Raw genomic sequence first — 13,934 nt, 5'->3', positions numbered from 1 at the left:
GGGCCCGATTCCGCCCATGCTGGCGTTTCAGGCAGGGAGGCGACATGGCGCGGAAGCCGGGGACCACGGGAGCGGCGACGCGCAGGCGGACGGCGCCCGCGCCAGAGGTCGCGGCGCAGCCGATCACACCGCCGCCGACGCCGCCGCGGCCGTTCTGGCGCAGCCTGTACTTTCTCGTCCTCGTGGCCATCCTCGCGGGCGGCCTGGTGGGCTACCTGTGGCCTGATCTCGGGCGCGACCTGAAGCCGCTGGGCGACGGCTTCATCAAGCTGGTCAAGATGATCATCGCCCCGGTGATCTTCCTGACCATCTCCACCGGCATCGCCGGGATGAGCGACCTCCGCTCGGTCGGCCGGGTGGCGGGGCGGGCGTTCGCCTACTTCCTGACCTTCTCGACCCTGGCCCTCATCGTCGGGCTGGTGATCGCCAATGTGGTGCGGCCGGGCCGGGGCCTGAACATCGATCCGGCGACGCTCGACGCCGGCGCGGTGAGCCAGTACGCCCAGGCGGCGCACGAGACGACAATCACCGGCTTCCTGCTGGGGGTGATCCCCGACTCGCTGGTCGGCGCCTTCGTCAGCGGCAACATCCTGCAGACGCTGTTCGTGTCGATTCTGTTCGGCCTCGCCCTGGCACTTGTCGGCGAGCCGGCGCGACCGGTGACCCGGGCGCTGGAGTCGCTGTCCCAGGTGGTGTTCCGGCTGGTCGCCATCCTGATGAAGGCGGCGCCGGTCGGGGCGTTCGGGGCCTTCGCCTTCACCATCGGCGCCTACGGCCTGCAGTCGGTGGTCAATCTCGCGGCGCTGGTCGGGACCTTCTACCTGACCTCGCTGGTCTTCGTGCTGGGCGTGCTGGGGCTGGTGGCGCGCGCCTTCGGCTTCTCGATCTTCCGGCTGATCGCCTATCTGAAGGCCGAGCTGCTGCTGGTGCTCGGCACCTCGTCGTCCGAGGCGGCCCTGCCCAGCCTGATGGAGAAGCTGGAGCGGGCCGGCGCCCCCAAGTCGGTGGTCGGGCTGGTGGTGCCGACGGGCTATTCGTTCAACCTCGACGGCACCAACATCTACATGACGCTGGCCGCGCTGTTCATCGCCCAGGCGATGAACATCGAACTGAGCCTCGGCGACCAGATCCTGCTGCTGCTCGTGGCCATGCTGAGCTCGAAGGGGGCGGCGGGGATCACCGGGGCGGGGTTCATCACCCTGGCGGCGACGCTGGCCGTGGTGCCGTCGGTGCCGGTGGCGGGGATGGCCCTGATCCTCGGCATCGACCGCTTCATGAGCGAGTGCCGGGCGCTGACCAACTTCGTCGGCAACGCCGTGGCCACGCTGGTGGTGGCGCGCTGGGAGGGGACGCTGGATCGCGTCGCCCTCGCCGAGGCGCTCGGCGGCGGGCCCGCCCCGCTGGCGGCCGCGCCCGATCCGGCGGCGGGCCCGGGGGACCGGGAGCATGTCACCGCCGACTGAGGCGGGGCTGACGCGGCGCCGCCGCTTCTGTACCAGTGGCGGCCTGCGCCGCCGGAGGATTCCATGACCGACACCCTCGAGCTCCGCCACTGGATCGACGGCGAGAAGGTCGACGCCGAGCGCCCGAGCGAGGGGCTGAACCCGTCGGACACGCGCGAGATCGTGGCGCGGCGGCCCGAAGGGGGCGAGGCGGAGGTCAACGCGGCGGTGGCGGCGGCGAAGGCGGCCTTCCCCGCCTGGGCGGGGGCGTCGCCGGAGGTCCGTTCGGACGTTCTGGACCGGGCCGGGACGCTGCTGATGGAGCGGCGCGAGGCGATCGGGACCCTGCTGTCGCGCGAGGAGGGCAAGACGCTCGCGGAGGGGATCGGGGAGACGGTGCGGGCCGGGCGCATCCTGAAGTATTTCGCGGGCGAGGCGCTGCGCCTGCACGGCCAGAACCTGGCCTCGGTGCGGCCCGGCGTGGAGGTGCAGACCCGCCGCGAGGCGGTGGGCGTGTTCGGCCTGATCACGCCGTGGAACTTCCCGATCGCCATCCCGGCGTGGAAGGCGGCGCCGGCGCTGGCCTTCGGCAACACCGTGGTGCTGAAGCCGGCCGGTCCCACCCCGGCGACCGCCGAGGCGCTGGTCGCCGTGCTGCACGAGGCGGGCCTGCCGAAGGGCGTGCTGAACATGGTCGTCGGGCGCGGCAATGTCGGCCAGGCGCTGGTCGACCACCCGGACGTCGATGGCCTCTCGTTCACCGGCTCGCAGGGCGTCGGCGCGGGCGTGGCCGCGGGCGCGGCGGCGCGGCAGGCGCGGGTGCAGCTGGAGATGGGCGGCAAGAACCCGCTGATCGTGCTGGACGACGCGGACCTCGACCGGGCCGTGGCCATCGCGCTGGACGGCTCCTTCTTCGCCACCGGCCAGCGCTGCACGGCGTCGAGCCGGTTGATCGTGCAGGACGGGATCCACGACCGCTTCGTGGCGGCGCTGGCGGAGCGGCTGCGGGGGCTGAAGGTCGGGCCGGCGCTGGACCCCGCCACCAACATCGGGCCCGCGGTCAGCGAGGCGCAGATGGAGACGTCGTACCGCTATATCGAGATCGCGCGCGGCGAAGGCGGCCGGGTGGTCGCCGGCGGGGACCGGCCGCAGCTGGAGACGCCCGGCTGGTACGTGCAGCCGACCCTGATCGCCGAGACGGCGGCGGGGATGCGCATCAACTCGGAGGAGGTGTTCGGCCCGGTCGCCTCGACCATCCGGGTGAAGAGCTACGAGGAGGCGCTGGAGATCGCCAACGGGGTCGAGTTCGGCCTGTCGGCGGGGATCGTCACCGGCTCCCTGAAGCACGCCCGCGACTTCCAGCGCCGGGCGAAGGCGGGGATGACCATGGTCAACCTGCCGACCGCCGGGGTCGACTACCACGTGCCGTTCGGCGGCACGAAGAAGTCCAGCTACGGGCCGCGCGAGCAGGGCTTCGCGGCGGTGGAGTTCTTCACCTGGACGAAGACGGCCTACACCGCCCTGTAGCGGGAGGCGCCGGCGTGGGGACACGCCGCCGGGTCCGTCTTCGACGGGGGCGCCGCGGCGGCGGCGCGTGGAAGGGCGCGCGACGTCAGCGGCACTCCCTTGAGCCAGAGCCGCAACGCCTCCCAGTGGATCCCTGCCGTCACCTTGAGGGTGAGCAGGGGGATGGACAGCGCCGTGGTCAGGACCGTCCGGTCGGTCAGCGGGCGGCGGCGACCGCGCATCGCCGTGGCGATCAGCAGGCCCTCGTCGTCGAAGCCGTCGATGAGGAGGGTGAGGGCGTCCGACGGCGCCTTGCCGCGGAAGCCGTAGCGCATGCCCATGCCCATGAACGGGGAGACGTAGAGGCGCTTGTCGGCGGCCTGTCGGATGCGGTCCTCCGCGGCGTCTTCGGCGGCGACGGGTAGGACATAGGCGTGCCGCTCGCCGAAGGTGCTGGTGACCTCGTAGACCATGGCCGCCAGCCGGCCGTCGGGTCGGTGGCAGTAGTAGAGGCTGATCGGGTTGAAGACGTAGCCGAGCACCCGCGGCATGGTGAGCAGGCGGACGGCGCCGGCGCCGATGTCGACGCCCTCGCGGGCCAGCAGCTCGACGATCTGCTCGCGCAGCGGCCGGCCGGAGCCGTCGCCGTGATCCCGGTCGTGGAAGCCCAGCAGGTTGAACCGGTTGCGCGAGAACAGCCGCAGCCGGCCGTCCACCGCGTCCAGTTCGGCGAGGTCGAGCAGCAGCCAGAAGACGCGGTAGCGCAACCTGTGCCGCCGCGGGCGGAGCCGCGCGTGGACCACGTCGCCCGTGTACAGGGCCGAGATCACGCCGCCTCCGCCCGGCTTCGGGCGGCCTGCAGGTGGATGCGACCGCTTTCGTTCGGGACCGACCAGGGACGGCGGACGCCGCCGAGCTGCTCGGCGACGGCAAGGCCCGCCTGCAGGCCGTCCTCGTGGAAGCCGGCGCCGAAGTACGCGCCGCAGAACCAGACGCCGTCCTGTCCCTGCAGGTCCCACAGGCGCTTCTGGGCGCGGATGGCGGCGGGGTCGAACACGGGATGCTCGTACAGCTCGGTGCGCAGCAGGGTCTCGGGCCGCGGCGGCCGCGGCGGGTTCAGGGTGACGAACAGATCCTGTCCCGCGAGACCCTGCAGGCGGTTCATCCAGTAGGTGACGCAGAGACCGTCGTCGACGCCGATGTAGTTCCACGCCGCCCAGGCCCGCCGCCGGCGGGGCATCAGCCCGGCGTCGGAGTGAAGGACGGTCAGGTTGCGGCTGTAGCGGAAGGCGCCGAGAAGCGTCCTCTGCTCGACGGTCGGCTCGGCCAGCATGGCCAGCGCCTGGTCGGCGTGGGCGCCGATGACGACGTGGTCGAAGCGCTCGACGCCGCCCTGCAGGTCGCGCACCTCGACCTTGCCGTCCACCCGCCGGACCGAGGCCACGGACCGCGCCAGACGGACATGGTCCAGCTCCTCGGCGAGCCGGGCGACATAGGTCCGGCTGCCGCCCTCGACGGTCCGCCACACCGGCCGGCCGGTGAGCCTCAGCAGGCCGTGGTTGCTGCAGAATCGGATGAAGGACTCCGCGGGGTAGTCGAGCAGGGTGCTGGCCGGCGAGGACCAGACCGCGGCGGCCATCGGCAACAGGTGATCGTCGCGGAAGGCTTCGCTGAAACCCTCGCGCTTCAGGAAGTCGCCGAGCGTCAGGTCCGGATCGGCGCGGGCGATGCTCAGCGGCGCCTCGCGATAAAAGCGCATGATCTCGGAGAGCATGTTCCAGAAGCGCGGCCTGAAGGCGTTGCGGCGCTGGGCGAACAGGGCCGGCGCGGCGTATTCGAAGCGGCCCTGGTCCAGAGACACGGCGAAGGACATGTCGGTGGCCCGGCTGCGGACGCCGAGATGGTCGAACAGGGCGACGAGGTTGGGGTAGGTGGCGTCGTTGAAGACGATGAAGCCGGTGTCCACGGCGGTGTCGGAGCCGGCGGGCGACCGCACCTCGACGGTGTTGGAGTGACCGCCCAGCCGGTCGGCCCGCTCATAGACCACCACGCGATGACGGTCCGACAGCAGCCAGGCGCAGGAGAGCGCCGCTATCCCCGAACCGATCACTGCGATATTCAGCCGACGGTCGCTTCCCGACCCGGGCGTACTGACAGACATGGAGACTCCGGCGAGATTTTCGGCTCCGATACGCAGCGGCCCCGCCGCCGGATGCCGAAATCCGATCGCCCCCGGGCGACGTAGAAGCCGGACATGCATGGCCAGATCGAAATCGCTCCCCGATCCGAGAGGCGCGCCGTGACCGGCGCCGTCGACGACTACGGCCGCCTGATCGAGGCGGTGGCGGCGACCCGCGACCGCGACGCCTTCGCCCGCCTGTTCGAGCATTTCGCGCCGCGGCTGAAGGCCTATCTGATGCGGGCGGGCGCCCCGCCCGGAGCCGCCGAGGACTTCGCGCAGGACGCCATGCTGACGGTGTGGCGCAAGGCCGACCTGTTCGATCCGCGGCGCGCGTCCGCCGCCACCTGGATCTTCACCATCGCCCGCAACCGGCGCCTCGACGCCCTGCGCCGGGAATCGCGGCCGTTGCCGGCGCCCGAGATGAGCCTCGCGCTGGAGGAACCGGAGCAGCCCGACGCCCTGGTGTCGGAAGCCGAGGAGGCGGCGCGCCTGAACGCCGCCATGTCCGAACTGCCGCCGGAGCAACTGGACCTGCTCCGGCTGGCCTTCTTCCAGGGCGACGCCCATTCGGAGATCGCTCGCAAATTGAACCTGCCCCTGGGCACCGTGAAATCCCGTATCCGCAAGGCCATGATCAAGCTTCGCATCGCCCTCGAGCCGCTGAGGGAAACCCCATGACGGCGGCGCAACACAATGTCTCGGACGAACGCCTGCTGTCCTATGCGGCGGGAACCCTGAGCCCGCCGGAGGCCGTGGTCGTGGCCACGCATCTGGCGCTGCGCCCCCGCGTGGCGGCGGTCGCCCGCCGTCTGCAGGGCGTGGGCGGACGCCTGCTGGAAGAGCTCGAACCCCAGGCCATGCAGCCGGACGCGCTGGCGCGGGTGCTGGCCCGGGCCGAGACCGATTCCGGCCGGGTCGAGGCGGCGCCGCCGGCCAACGACATGCCGGGGTTGCCCGAACCGTTGCGCCGCTACGGTCTGGGTCCGTGGCGCTGGATGGGGCCCGGCGTTCGGGTGCGCGACGTGCATGCGCCGCGCGACGGGGACTGTCGGGTCATCCTTCTGGAGATCCAGCCGGGCCGCCAGACGCCGCGGCATACGCACGGCGGCGTCGAGCTGACCTGCGTGCTGGAAGGCGCCTATGCGACCGAGATCCAGCGCTTCGACGTCGGCGATCTGGAAGAGGCGGGGGAGGAGACCCTGCACCAGCCGCGGGTGGTGTCCGATGCGCCCTGCCTGTGCGTGGCGGCGCTGGACGGGCAAATCCTGCTGGACGGCTGGCTCGGCCGGATTTTCCAGCCCTTCGTCAAGCTCTGACGCCGGGGGCATCCGCCGGGGCGCTCCGCGCGTAGCTGATGCGCAATCCCCGGGAGGCCGATGCTCGTCCTGCTGTTCGCCGCCGTCGCCTCGGTCGCCGCCATGTCGGCGGCGTGGGCGGTCGCGCGCGCTGCCGGCGACGGCGGCTGGGTCGACGCCATCTGGGCGCTGTCGGCCGGCCTGATCGCCGCGGCGGCGGCCCTGTGGCCGGCGCCCGACGCCGTGTTCTCACGGCAGGCCCTGGCCGCGACGCTCATCGCGCTGTGGGGCGTGAGGCTGGGGGCCTACCTCGCGTGGCGAACGGCCGCGGCGGAGCGCCCGGACCCGCGTTACGAGCGCCTCAAGGCCGAATGGGGCGGGTGGAACGCGAAGGCGTGGCGGTTTCTGATGATCCAGGCGGCGACGGTCGTCGTGCTGGTGCTGGCGGTGCGGGCGGCGGCGGTGCGGCCGGATCCGGGGCTGGACGTCCGCGACGCGCTGGCGGCGGCGATCGTGCTGCTGGCCATCGGCGGCGAGGCGCTGGCGGACCGGCAGATGGCGGCGTTCCGGCGCGATCCTCGCAATCGCGGCAAGGTCGCCGACCGCGGCCTGTGGGGCTGGAGCCGGCATCCGAACTACTTCTTCGAGTGGCTGGTCTGGCTGGCCTGGCCGGCCATGGCCTTCGACCCCGCGGTTCCGGCCAGCTGGCTGACCCTGCCGGCGGCGCTGATGATGTGGTGGCTGCTCAACCATGTCAGCGGCGTGCCCATGCTGGAAGCCGAGATGCTCCGGTCCCGGCCCGAGGCCTACCGGGCCTACCAGGCGCGGGTGTCGCGCTTCTTTCCCCTGCCTCCCAAGCCGCGCTGAAAGGAAGAGTCACATGCGCTATCTCTGGGCCTTCATCGGAAGCGGCGCCGCCATGGCCGTGCTGGACGCCATCTGGCTGACCCAGGTCGGGCCGCGGCTCTATCGCCCCGCCATCGGCGAGCTGCTCGCCGACAAGCCGGACATGCGGGCGGCGGTCGCCTTCTACCTGATCTACGTCTGCGGCATCGTCTTCATCGCCGTCAGCCCCGCCCTGCGAGACGGCTCGTTGTTGCGGGCGACGACCATGGGCGCGGCGCTGGGCTTCGTGGCCTATGCGACCTACGACCTCACCAACCAGGCCACGCTGAAGGTCTGGCCGCTGCACGTCACCCTGATCGATGTGGCCTGGGGGACGGTGCTCACCGCCGCGGCCGCCGCGGCCGGCCACTGGCTGGCGGCGCGGTTCGGGTGACGGCGGCGCGTCCGGGGTCGCTCAGGCCAGCGCCCCGGCCTTCGCCTGGTGCCGGGCGTCGAGGATCGATCGCAGGCGCTGCGCCAGGGTGGAGCGGGCGTAGGGCTTCTCGATGAAGTTGAACTCGCGGACGTCGCCGAGCGCTTCCTCCCCTACGTAGCCGGAGGTCAGCAGCACGGCGACGCCGGGATAGGAGTCCCGGCAGCGTCGCGCCAGCTCGATACCGTTGATGCGGCCCGGCATGACGACGTCGGAGAACAGCAGGTCGAAGTCGGGATCGGCCGCCAGCCGCGCCAGCGCGCCTTCGGCGTCGATGGCGTACTCGCAACGGTAGCCGAGGCCCTGCAGGGTCTCGAAGCTGACGCCGAGCACGGAAGGATCATCCTCGACGATGAGCAGCCGCTCGGTGCCGCGGGGAGCCTCCTCGTCCAGTTCGACCCGCTTGGCCTCGACCGGACGCTGCTCAGTCAGCGGCAGGATGAGCCGGAAGGTCGATCCCTCGCCGAGGACGCTGTCGATCTCGACGCGGCCGCCCGACTGCTGGATGAAGCCGTAGACCTGCGACAGGCCCAGTCCCGACCCCCGGCCCACCTCCTTGGTGGTGTAGAAGGGCTCGAAGAGGCGTTCGCGGGTTTCGGCCGAAATGCCGCAGCCGGTGTCCGATACGGTGATGACGCCGTGGTCGTCCGCCCGGCCGACCTGGAGCACCAGACGACCCGTCCCCTCCATGGCGTCGCGGGCGTTGACGGCGAGATTCAGCAAGGCGTTCTCAAGCTGATTGGCGTCGACCATCACGAACACCGGCTCGGGGCTGCGGCGCCAGTCCAGAACCACGGCGTCGCCCATGGCCTGCCGGATGAGGGGCAGGAAGCCGTCGACCAGACGGTTGAGGTCGACGGCTTCGGGGGCGAGGGCCTGCCGGCGCGCGAAGGCCAGCAGCTGGCGGGTCAGGGTCTGGCCCCGGTCGGCGGCGAGCCTGATCGCTTCCAGCTGGCGCCGCTCGAACGGCTGCTCCGCCTTGCGCAGGAGGATGTCGGCGTTGCCGAGGACGACGGTGAGCAGGTTGTTGAAGTCGTGGGCGATGCCGCCCGTCAGCTGGCCGACCGCCTCCATCTTGCGCGCGTGCGACAGCTGTTCCTCCAGACGGCGGCGATCCGTGACGTCGAGCAGGGTGCCGAAGATCTCCCCGTCGGCGCCGCTCTCGTCGGGGACCCAGACGCCCTGGTCGAGGAAGATGCGATATTGGCCGTCGGCGCACATCCACCGGTACTCGCACGCATAGGCGCCCGTCTCGCTGGCCTGCATCAGACAGTCGACCACGCCCTGGATGTCGCCCGGGTGGATGCGGCCGAGGCCGATCTCCGGGTCCTCGATGAAGCGTGACGGCTCGAACCCGGTGAGCGGCGCGATGCTGTCGCTGACGAACAGGGCCGGGAAGGGATGCTGGCGCGCGCGCGAGGTGAAGACCACCGGCAACGATCGCAGGATGGCGTCCTGACGCTCGCGGGTCTGTCTCAGCTCCATTTCCGCCGCCAGACGGGCCTCGGCGATCGCGGCGTTCTCGGTGAGCAGCTTCGTCTGTTCCGCCGCCTGGTGATGGATCTGCAGGGTCTTCAGGTACAGGTCGACCAGCACCGACACCTTGGACCGCAGGATGAACGGGTCGACCGGCTTGAACACGACGTCGACGGCCCCGGCCTGGTAGGCCTGGAAAATGTGCGTCTCGTCGCGGAAGACCGCGGTCACGAAGACGATCGGCGTGTCCCGGGTGCGGGGATGTTCGCGGATCAGGCGCGCCGTCTCGTAGCCGTCCATTCCCGGCATGTGCAGGTCGAGCAGGATGACCGCGAACTCCTCGGCGAGCAGCAGCCTCAGCGCGTCCGGGCCGGATCGCGCCACCCTCAGGTCGTGGCCGAGCACCTTCAGCGCCTCGGTCGCGGCGAAGGCGTTGCGCTCGTCGTCGTCGACGATCAGGATTCTGGCCTTGAGGCCCGTGGAGCCCGACGGGCCGGAGGAGGCGGTCATGAGCCCGCCTGCTCGCGCACGGCCAGACGATGGGCGTCCGCCCGCTGGATCGATACCCGCATGACCGAGATGAGGAAGTCGATGTCGACGGGCTTGGAGACGTAGTCGGAGGCGCCGGCCTGGATGCATTTGGCGCGGTCGCCCTTCATCGCCTTGGCGGTCACGGCGATGATCGGCAGGTCGTTGAAGCGGGCGTCGGCGCGGATTTCCCGCATGGTCTCGTAGCCGTCCATGTCCGGCATCATGATGTCGACGAGGACGACATCGATGTCGGGATGCTGGTTCAGCAACTCGAGACCGGCGCGGCCGCTTTCGGCGTAGTGAAGGCCGACGCCGAACTCCTCAAGGGCGCTGGCCATGGAGAAGATGTTGCGGATGTCGTCGTCGATGACGAGCGCCGTCCTGCCGGTGAGGATCGCATCGACCTTGCGCACCTGGTTCAGGTCGTCGCGGGCCGCCGGTTTCAGGTTCTCGATCGGCTCGTGCAGCAGCAACGCCGCCTGGTCCATGAGCTGGGCGGGGGTGCGGGCGATCCGGGCGAGCCCGGAGAAGACGGCGAGCCGCAGGCGTCGCTCGTCGGCCGGCGCCAGCGTCTCCTCGACATAGAGAACCACGGGCCCGCTGGCGGTCTTCAGCCAGGACACGAGAGCGGCGGGAGACGCGACGGCGGCGTCCACGACGACGCCGTCCGCCGGGCGCAGCTTGAGCCGCTTGAGGCCCTTCAGCTCGTCGACCCGCGTGACGTTGGAGAAGGCGGATTTCAACGTCGCCAGCGTCGGCCCGGGACGGCCGACGAACACGAGGCGGCGATCCGACGCGGCGGCGAGGGTGCGGACCTGGTCAAGACTGGCGGTGACGTCCTCCTGCGCGACAGGCTTGGGCGTGACTCCCACGGCGCCGATGGCGAGGCTGAGACTGGCCTGGTCGTCCGCCGACATCACATGCACCGGAATGTGCCGCGTCTCCGGCGTGCGCTTGAGCAGGTCGAGCAGGGCCAGGCCGTCCATGTCGGGGAGGCCGACGTCGAGCATGATCGCCTTCGGCCCGTAGCGCCGGGCGAGGGCGATGGCCGCCACGCCCTGCTGGGTGACGACGGCCTTGAAGCCGGCGTCGTGCACCAGCGCCAGCAGGATGCGGGCGAAGCGGGGATCGTCCTCGATGATCAGGATCACGGCGTCGCCCGGCGCGAGGCTGTCCCGATCGTCGCCGACGGTTTCGACGATCTCGGCCGCGCCCTCGGTCTCGCGCTGGCGGATGACCACGGACTTGCTGCCCGCCGCGGCGGCGGACGGGGCCGCGGCCGGACTGAAGTTCAGCGGGAGATAGAGGGTGAAGGCGGAGCCCTCGCCGGGCTCGCTCTGCACCGTCAGTTCGCCGCCGAGGGTGCGGGTGATCTCGCGGCTGATCGAGAGACCGAGGCCGGTGCCGCCGTATTTGCGACTGGTGGTGCCGTCGGCCTGCTGGAAGGCCTCGAAGATGATCCGTTGCTTGTCCTCGGGGATGCCGATGCCGGTGTCGCGGACAGAGAAGGCCAGCACCTGACCGGCGTTGTTGAGGTGCTCGTTGTCGGCGCTCCAGCCTGCCGCGGCGCGGGCCACGCGGAAGGACACCCCGCCGGTGGCCGTGAACTTGAAGGCGTTGGACAGCAGGTTCTTGATGATCTGCTGGAGGCGCTTGTCGTCGGTGTACATCGCCGCCGGGAGGTCCGGGTCCAGTTCGATGGTGAAGTCGAGCTTCTTGTCCTGGGCGATCTGGGAGAAGGTCCGCTTCATCTGGTCTTCCAGATCGACGAACTGCATCTCGCCGATGTCGAGCGTGACCGTGCCGGACTCGATCTTGGACAGGTCGAGGATGTCGTTGATCAGGCCGAGGAGGTCCGAGCCGGCGGCGTGGATGTTGCGGGCGAACTCCACCTGCTTGTCGGTCAGGTTGCCCTGGGTGTTCTCGCTGAGCATCTTCGACAAGATGAGCAGGCTGTTCAGCGGGGTGCGCAGTTCGTGGCTCATGTTGGCCAGGAACTCGGACTTGTACTTGGACGTCAGGGCCAGCTGTTCGGCCTTTTCCTCGAGGGCGAAGCGGGCCTGCTCGACCTCGAAATTCTTGGCTTCGACCTGCTTGTTCTGGGCCGAGAGAAGCTGCGCCTTCTCCTCCAGTTCGGCGTTGGACCTCTGCAGCTCCTCCTGCTTGGCCCGCAGCAGCTCCTCGGACTGACGCAGGGAGGCGGCCTGCTGCTCCAGGCGGTCGTTGGTGGTCTTCAGCTCCTCCTGCTGGGCCTGCAGCTCGGAGGTGAGCAGCTGCGACTGGGTCAGCAGGCCTTCCGTCCGCATGTTGGCGGCGATGGTGTTCAGGACGATGCCGACGGATTCCATCAGCTGGCTGAGGAAGGACTGGTGGGTTTCCGAGAACTCGCCGAAGGTCGCGAGTTCGATCACCGCCTTGACCTCGCCCTCGAACAGGGCCGGCAGAACGATGATGTTGAGCGGCGCCGAGGCTCCCAGGCCGGAGCCGACCTGGATGTAGTCGCGCGGCACATTGGTCAGGATGATGCGGTCCTTCTCCTTGGCGCACTGGCCGATCAGGCTCTCGCCGAAGCGGAAGGTGGGCGACGCCTGCTCGCGCTCGGTCGAGGCGTAGGCCGCCGCCAGCACCAGCACCGGCTGGTCCTCCTCGTCCCGGTTGGCGACGTAGAAGACGGCGTGCTGGGCGTTGATCAGCGGCGCCAGCTCGGACAGCACCATGTTGGAGACGGTGGCGAGATCGCGCTCGCCCTGCAGCATGCGGGTGAACCGGGCGAGGTTGGTCTTCAGCCAGTCCTGCTCGGTGTTCTTCAGCGTCTGATCCTTCAGGTTGCGGATCATCTCGTTGATGTTGTCCTTCAGCGCCGCGACCTCGCCCGAGGCCTCGACGGTGATGGACCGCGTCAGGTCGCCCTTGGTCACGGCGGTCGAGACCTCGGCGATGGCGCGCACCTGGGTGGTCAGGTTGCCGGCCAGCTGGTTGACGTTGTCGGTCAGATCGCGCCACAGGCCGGCCGCGCCGGGCACGCGCGCCTGGCCGCCCAGCTTGCCTTCCGAACCCACCTCGCGGGCCACGTTGGTCACCTGGTCGGCGAAGATGGCCAGGGTCTCGATCATGCCGTTGATGGTGTCGGCCAGGGACGCGATCTCGCCCTTGGCGTCGAGGGTCAGCTTGCGCTTGAGATCGCCGTTGGCCACCGAGGTCACCACCTGGGCGATGCCGCGGACCTGGCCGGTCAGGTTGGCGGCCATCATGTTCACGTTGTCGGTGAGGTCCTTCCATGCCCCGGTCACGCCCGGGACCTGGGCCTGACCGCCCAGCTTGCCCTCGGTGCCGACCTCCTTGGCCACGCGGGTGACTTCCGAGGCGAAGGCGTTGAGCTGGTCCACCATGGTGTTGATGGTGTTCTTCAGCTCGAGGATCTCGCCCTTCACGTCGACGGTGATCTTCTTGGAGAGGTCGCCCTTGGCCACGGCGGTGGTGACCTCGGCGATGTTGCGGACCTGGCCGGTCAGGTTGCCGGCCATGAAGTTCACGTTGTCGGTCAGGTCCTTCCAGGTGCCGGCCACGCCTTTCACATTGGCCTGGCCGCCCAGCTTGCCCTCGGTGCCGACCTCGCGCGCCACGCGGGTGACTTCCGAGGCGAAGGCGTTGAGCTGGTCCACCATGGTGTTGATGGTCGACTTCAGCTCGAGGATCTCGCCCTTCACGTCGACGGTGATCTTCTTCGACAGATCGCCGTTGGCCACGGCGGTGGTCACTTCCGCGATGTTGCGGACCTGGCCGGTGAGGTTGTCGGCCATCAGGTTGACGTTGTCGGTCAGGTCCTTCCACGTGCCGGTCACGCCGGTGACCTGGGCCTGGCCGCCCAGCTTGCCCTCGGTGCCGACCTCGCGGGCCACGCGCGTCACTTCGGAGGCGAAGGCGTTCAGCTGGTCCACCATCACGTTGATGGTCGACTTCAGCTCGAGGATCTCGCCCTTCACGTCGACGGTGATCTTCTTGGACAGGTCGCCGTTGGCCACCGCGGTGGTGACCTCGGCGATGTTGCGCACCTGGCCGGTCAGGTTCGCGGCCATGGAATTCACGTTGTCGGTCAGGTCCTTCCAGGCGCCGCCGACCCCGCGCACGTTGGCCTGGCCGCCCAGCTTGCCCTCGGTCCCGACCTCGCGGGCCACGCGCGACAC

Annotated in this window: 10 protein-coding genes; 6 read left to right on the top strand and 4 right to left on the bottom strand. The window is 70.1% G+C overall.

Annotated elements, in window-relative coordinates:
* Window positions 1–44: 44 nt before the first annotated feature.
* Both BM333_RS13855 and BM333_RS13850 read left to right on the top strand, forming a co-directional pair.
* The gene (locus tag BM333_RS13855; protein ID WP_092312955.1) at window positions 45–1,463 is read left to right on the top strand and encodes a dicarboxylate/amino acid:cation symporter; all 1,419 of its coding nucleotides are present in this window, start codon (window positions 45–47) and stop codon (window positions 1,461–1,463) included.
* Window positions 1,464–1,526: 63 nt separating this feature from the next.
* The gene (locus tag BM333_RS13850) at window positions 1,527–2,969 is read left to right on the top strand and encodes an aldehyde dehydrogenase family protein (RefSeq protein ID WP_092312952.1); all 1,443 of its coding nucleotides are present in this window, start codon (window positions 1,527–1,529) and stop codon (window positions 2,967–2,969) included.
* Here the strand turns inward: BM333_RS13850 and BM333_RS13845 are convergent.
* Together BM333_RS13845 and BM333_RS13840 are read right to left on the bottom strand one after the other, a co-directional pair.
* Window positions 2,954–3,778, bottom strand: coding sequence for a DUF1365 domain-containing protein (locus BM333_RS13845; protein ID WP_092312949.1), 825 nt, complete (start codon window positions 3,776–3,778; stop codon window positions 2,954–2,956). The two genes, BM333_RS13850 and BM333_RS13845, sit on opposite strands and share 16 nt — an antisense overlap.
* The gene (locus BM333_RS13840) at window positions 3,775–5,109 is read right to left on the bottom strand and encodes an NAD(P)/FAD-dependent oxidoreductase (RefSeq protein WP_092312946.1); all 1,335 of its coding nucleotides are present in this window, start codon (window positions 5,107–5,109) and stop codon (window positions 3,775–3,777) included. The genes BM333_RS13845 and BM333_RS13840 overlap by 4 nt, the downstream gene beginning before the upstream one ends.
* A 138-nt stretch (window positions 5,110–5,247) precedes the next feature.
* Here BM333_RS13840 and BM333_RS13835 point away from each other — a divergent pair, with 138 nt between their 5' ends.
* The 4 genes from BM333_RS13835 to BM333_RS13820 are packed head-to-tail and all read left to right on the top strand — an operon-like array spanning window position 5,248 to window position 7,704.
* A complete protein-coding gene (locus tag BM333_RS13835) occupies window positions 5,248–5,808 on the top strand; it encodes a sigma-70 family RNA polymerase sigma factor (RefSeq protein WP_245777286.1) in 561 nt (186 codons plus the stop codon).
* A complete protein-coding gene (gene chrR, locus BM333_RS13830) occupies window positions 5,805–6,446 on the top strand; it encodes a cadmium/peroxide/UV radiation responsive anti-sigma factor ChrR (protein WP_092312940.1) in 642 nt (213 codons plus the stop codon). The genes BM333_RS13835 and chrR overlap by 4 nt, the downstream gene beginning before the upstream one ends.
* 60 nt (window positions 6,447–6,506) lie before the next feature.
* Complete coding sequence (locus BM333_RS13825) at window positions 6,507–7,292, top strand: DUF1295 domain-containing protein (RefSeq protein ID WP_092312937.1); 786 nt, start codon at window positions 6,507–6,509, stop codon at window positions 7,290–7,292.
* Window positions 7,293–7,305: 13 nt separating this feature from the next.
* Window positions 7,306–7,704: a DUF2177 family protein gene (locus BM333_RS13820; protein ID WP_092312934.1), complete on the top strand. Its 399-nt coding sequence runs from the start codon at window positions 7,306–7,308 to the stop codon at window positions 7,702–7,704.
* A gap of 21 nt (window positions 7,705–7,725) precedes the next feature.
* Here the strand turns inward: BM333_RS13820 and BM333_RS13815 are convergent, their stop codons facing one another.
* On the bottom strand, window positions 7,726–9,729 hold the full coding sequence (locus tag BM333_RS13815) for a response regulator (protein ID WP_092312931.1): 2,004 nt from the start codon (window positions 9,727–9,729) through the stop codon (window positions 7,726–7,728).
* Window positions 9,726–13,925: a HAMP domain-containing protein gene (locus BM333_RS13810; RefSeq protein ID WP_245777285.1), complete on the bottom strand. Its 4,200-nt coding sequence runs from the start codon at window positions 13,923–13,925 to the stop codon at window positions 9,726–9,728. Before BM333_RS13810 ends, BM333_RS13815 begins: the two co-directional genes overlap by 4 nt.
* Window positions 13,926–13,934 lie beyond the last annotated feature (9 nt).

The sequence above is a fragment of the Brevundimonas viscosa genome (assembly GCF_900116065.1).
GTDB lineage: Bacteria > Pseudomonadota > Alphaproteobacteria > Caulobacterales > Caulobacteraceae > Brevundimonas > Brevundimonas viscosa.
Note: the sequence above shows the minus strand (reverse complement) of the source record. Positions and strands in the feature narration are given on the sequence as shown.

What these genes read in the sequence shown, in the direction of transcription:
- BM333_RS13855 (WP_092312955.1), top strand. Translation starts at nt 45, where the DNA reads ATGGCGCGGAAGCCGGGGACCACGGGAGCGGCGACGCGCAGGCGGACG.
- BM333_RS13850 (WP_092312952.1), top strand. Translation starts at nt 1,527, where the DNA reads ATGACCGACACCCTCGAGCTCCGCCACTGGATCGACGGCGAGAAGGTC.
- BM333_RS13840 (WP_092312946.1), bottom strand. Translation starts at nt 5,109, where the DNA reads ATGTCTGTCAGTACGCCCGGGTCGGGAAGCGACCGTCGGCTGAATATC.
- chrR (WP_092312940.1), top strand. Translation starts at nt 5,805, where the DNA reads ATGACGGCGGCGCAACACAATGTCTCGGACGAACGCCTGCTGTCCTAT.
- BM333_RS13825 (WP_092312937.1), top strand. Translation starts at nt 6,507, where the DNA reads ATGCTCGTCCTGCTGTTCGCCGCCGTCGCCTCGGTCGCCGCCATGTCG.
- BM333_RS13820 (WP_092312934.1), top strand. Translation starts at nt 7,306, where the DNA reads ATGCGCTATCTCTGGGCCTTCATCGGAAGCGGCGCCGCCATGGCCGTG.
- BM333_RS13815 (WP_092312931.1), bottom strand. Translation starts at nt 9,729, where the DNA reads ATGACCGCCTCCTCCGGCCCGTCGGGCTCCACGGGCCTCAAGGCCAGA.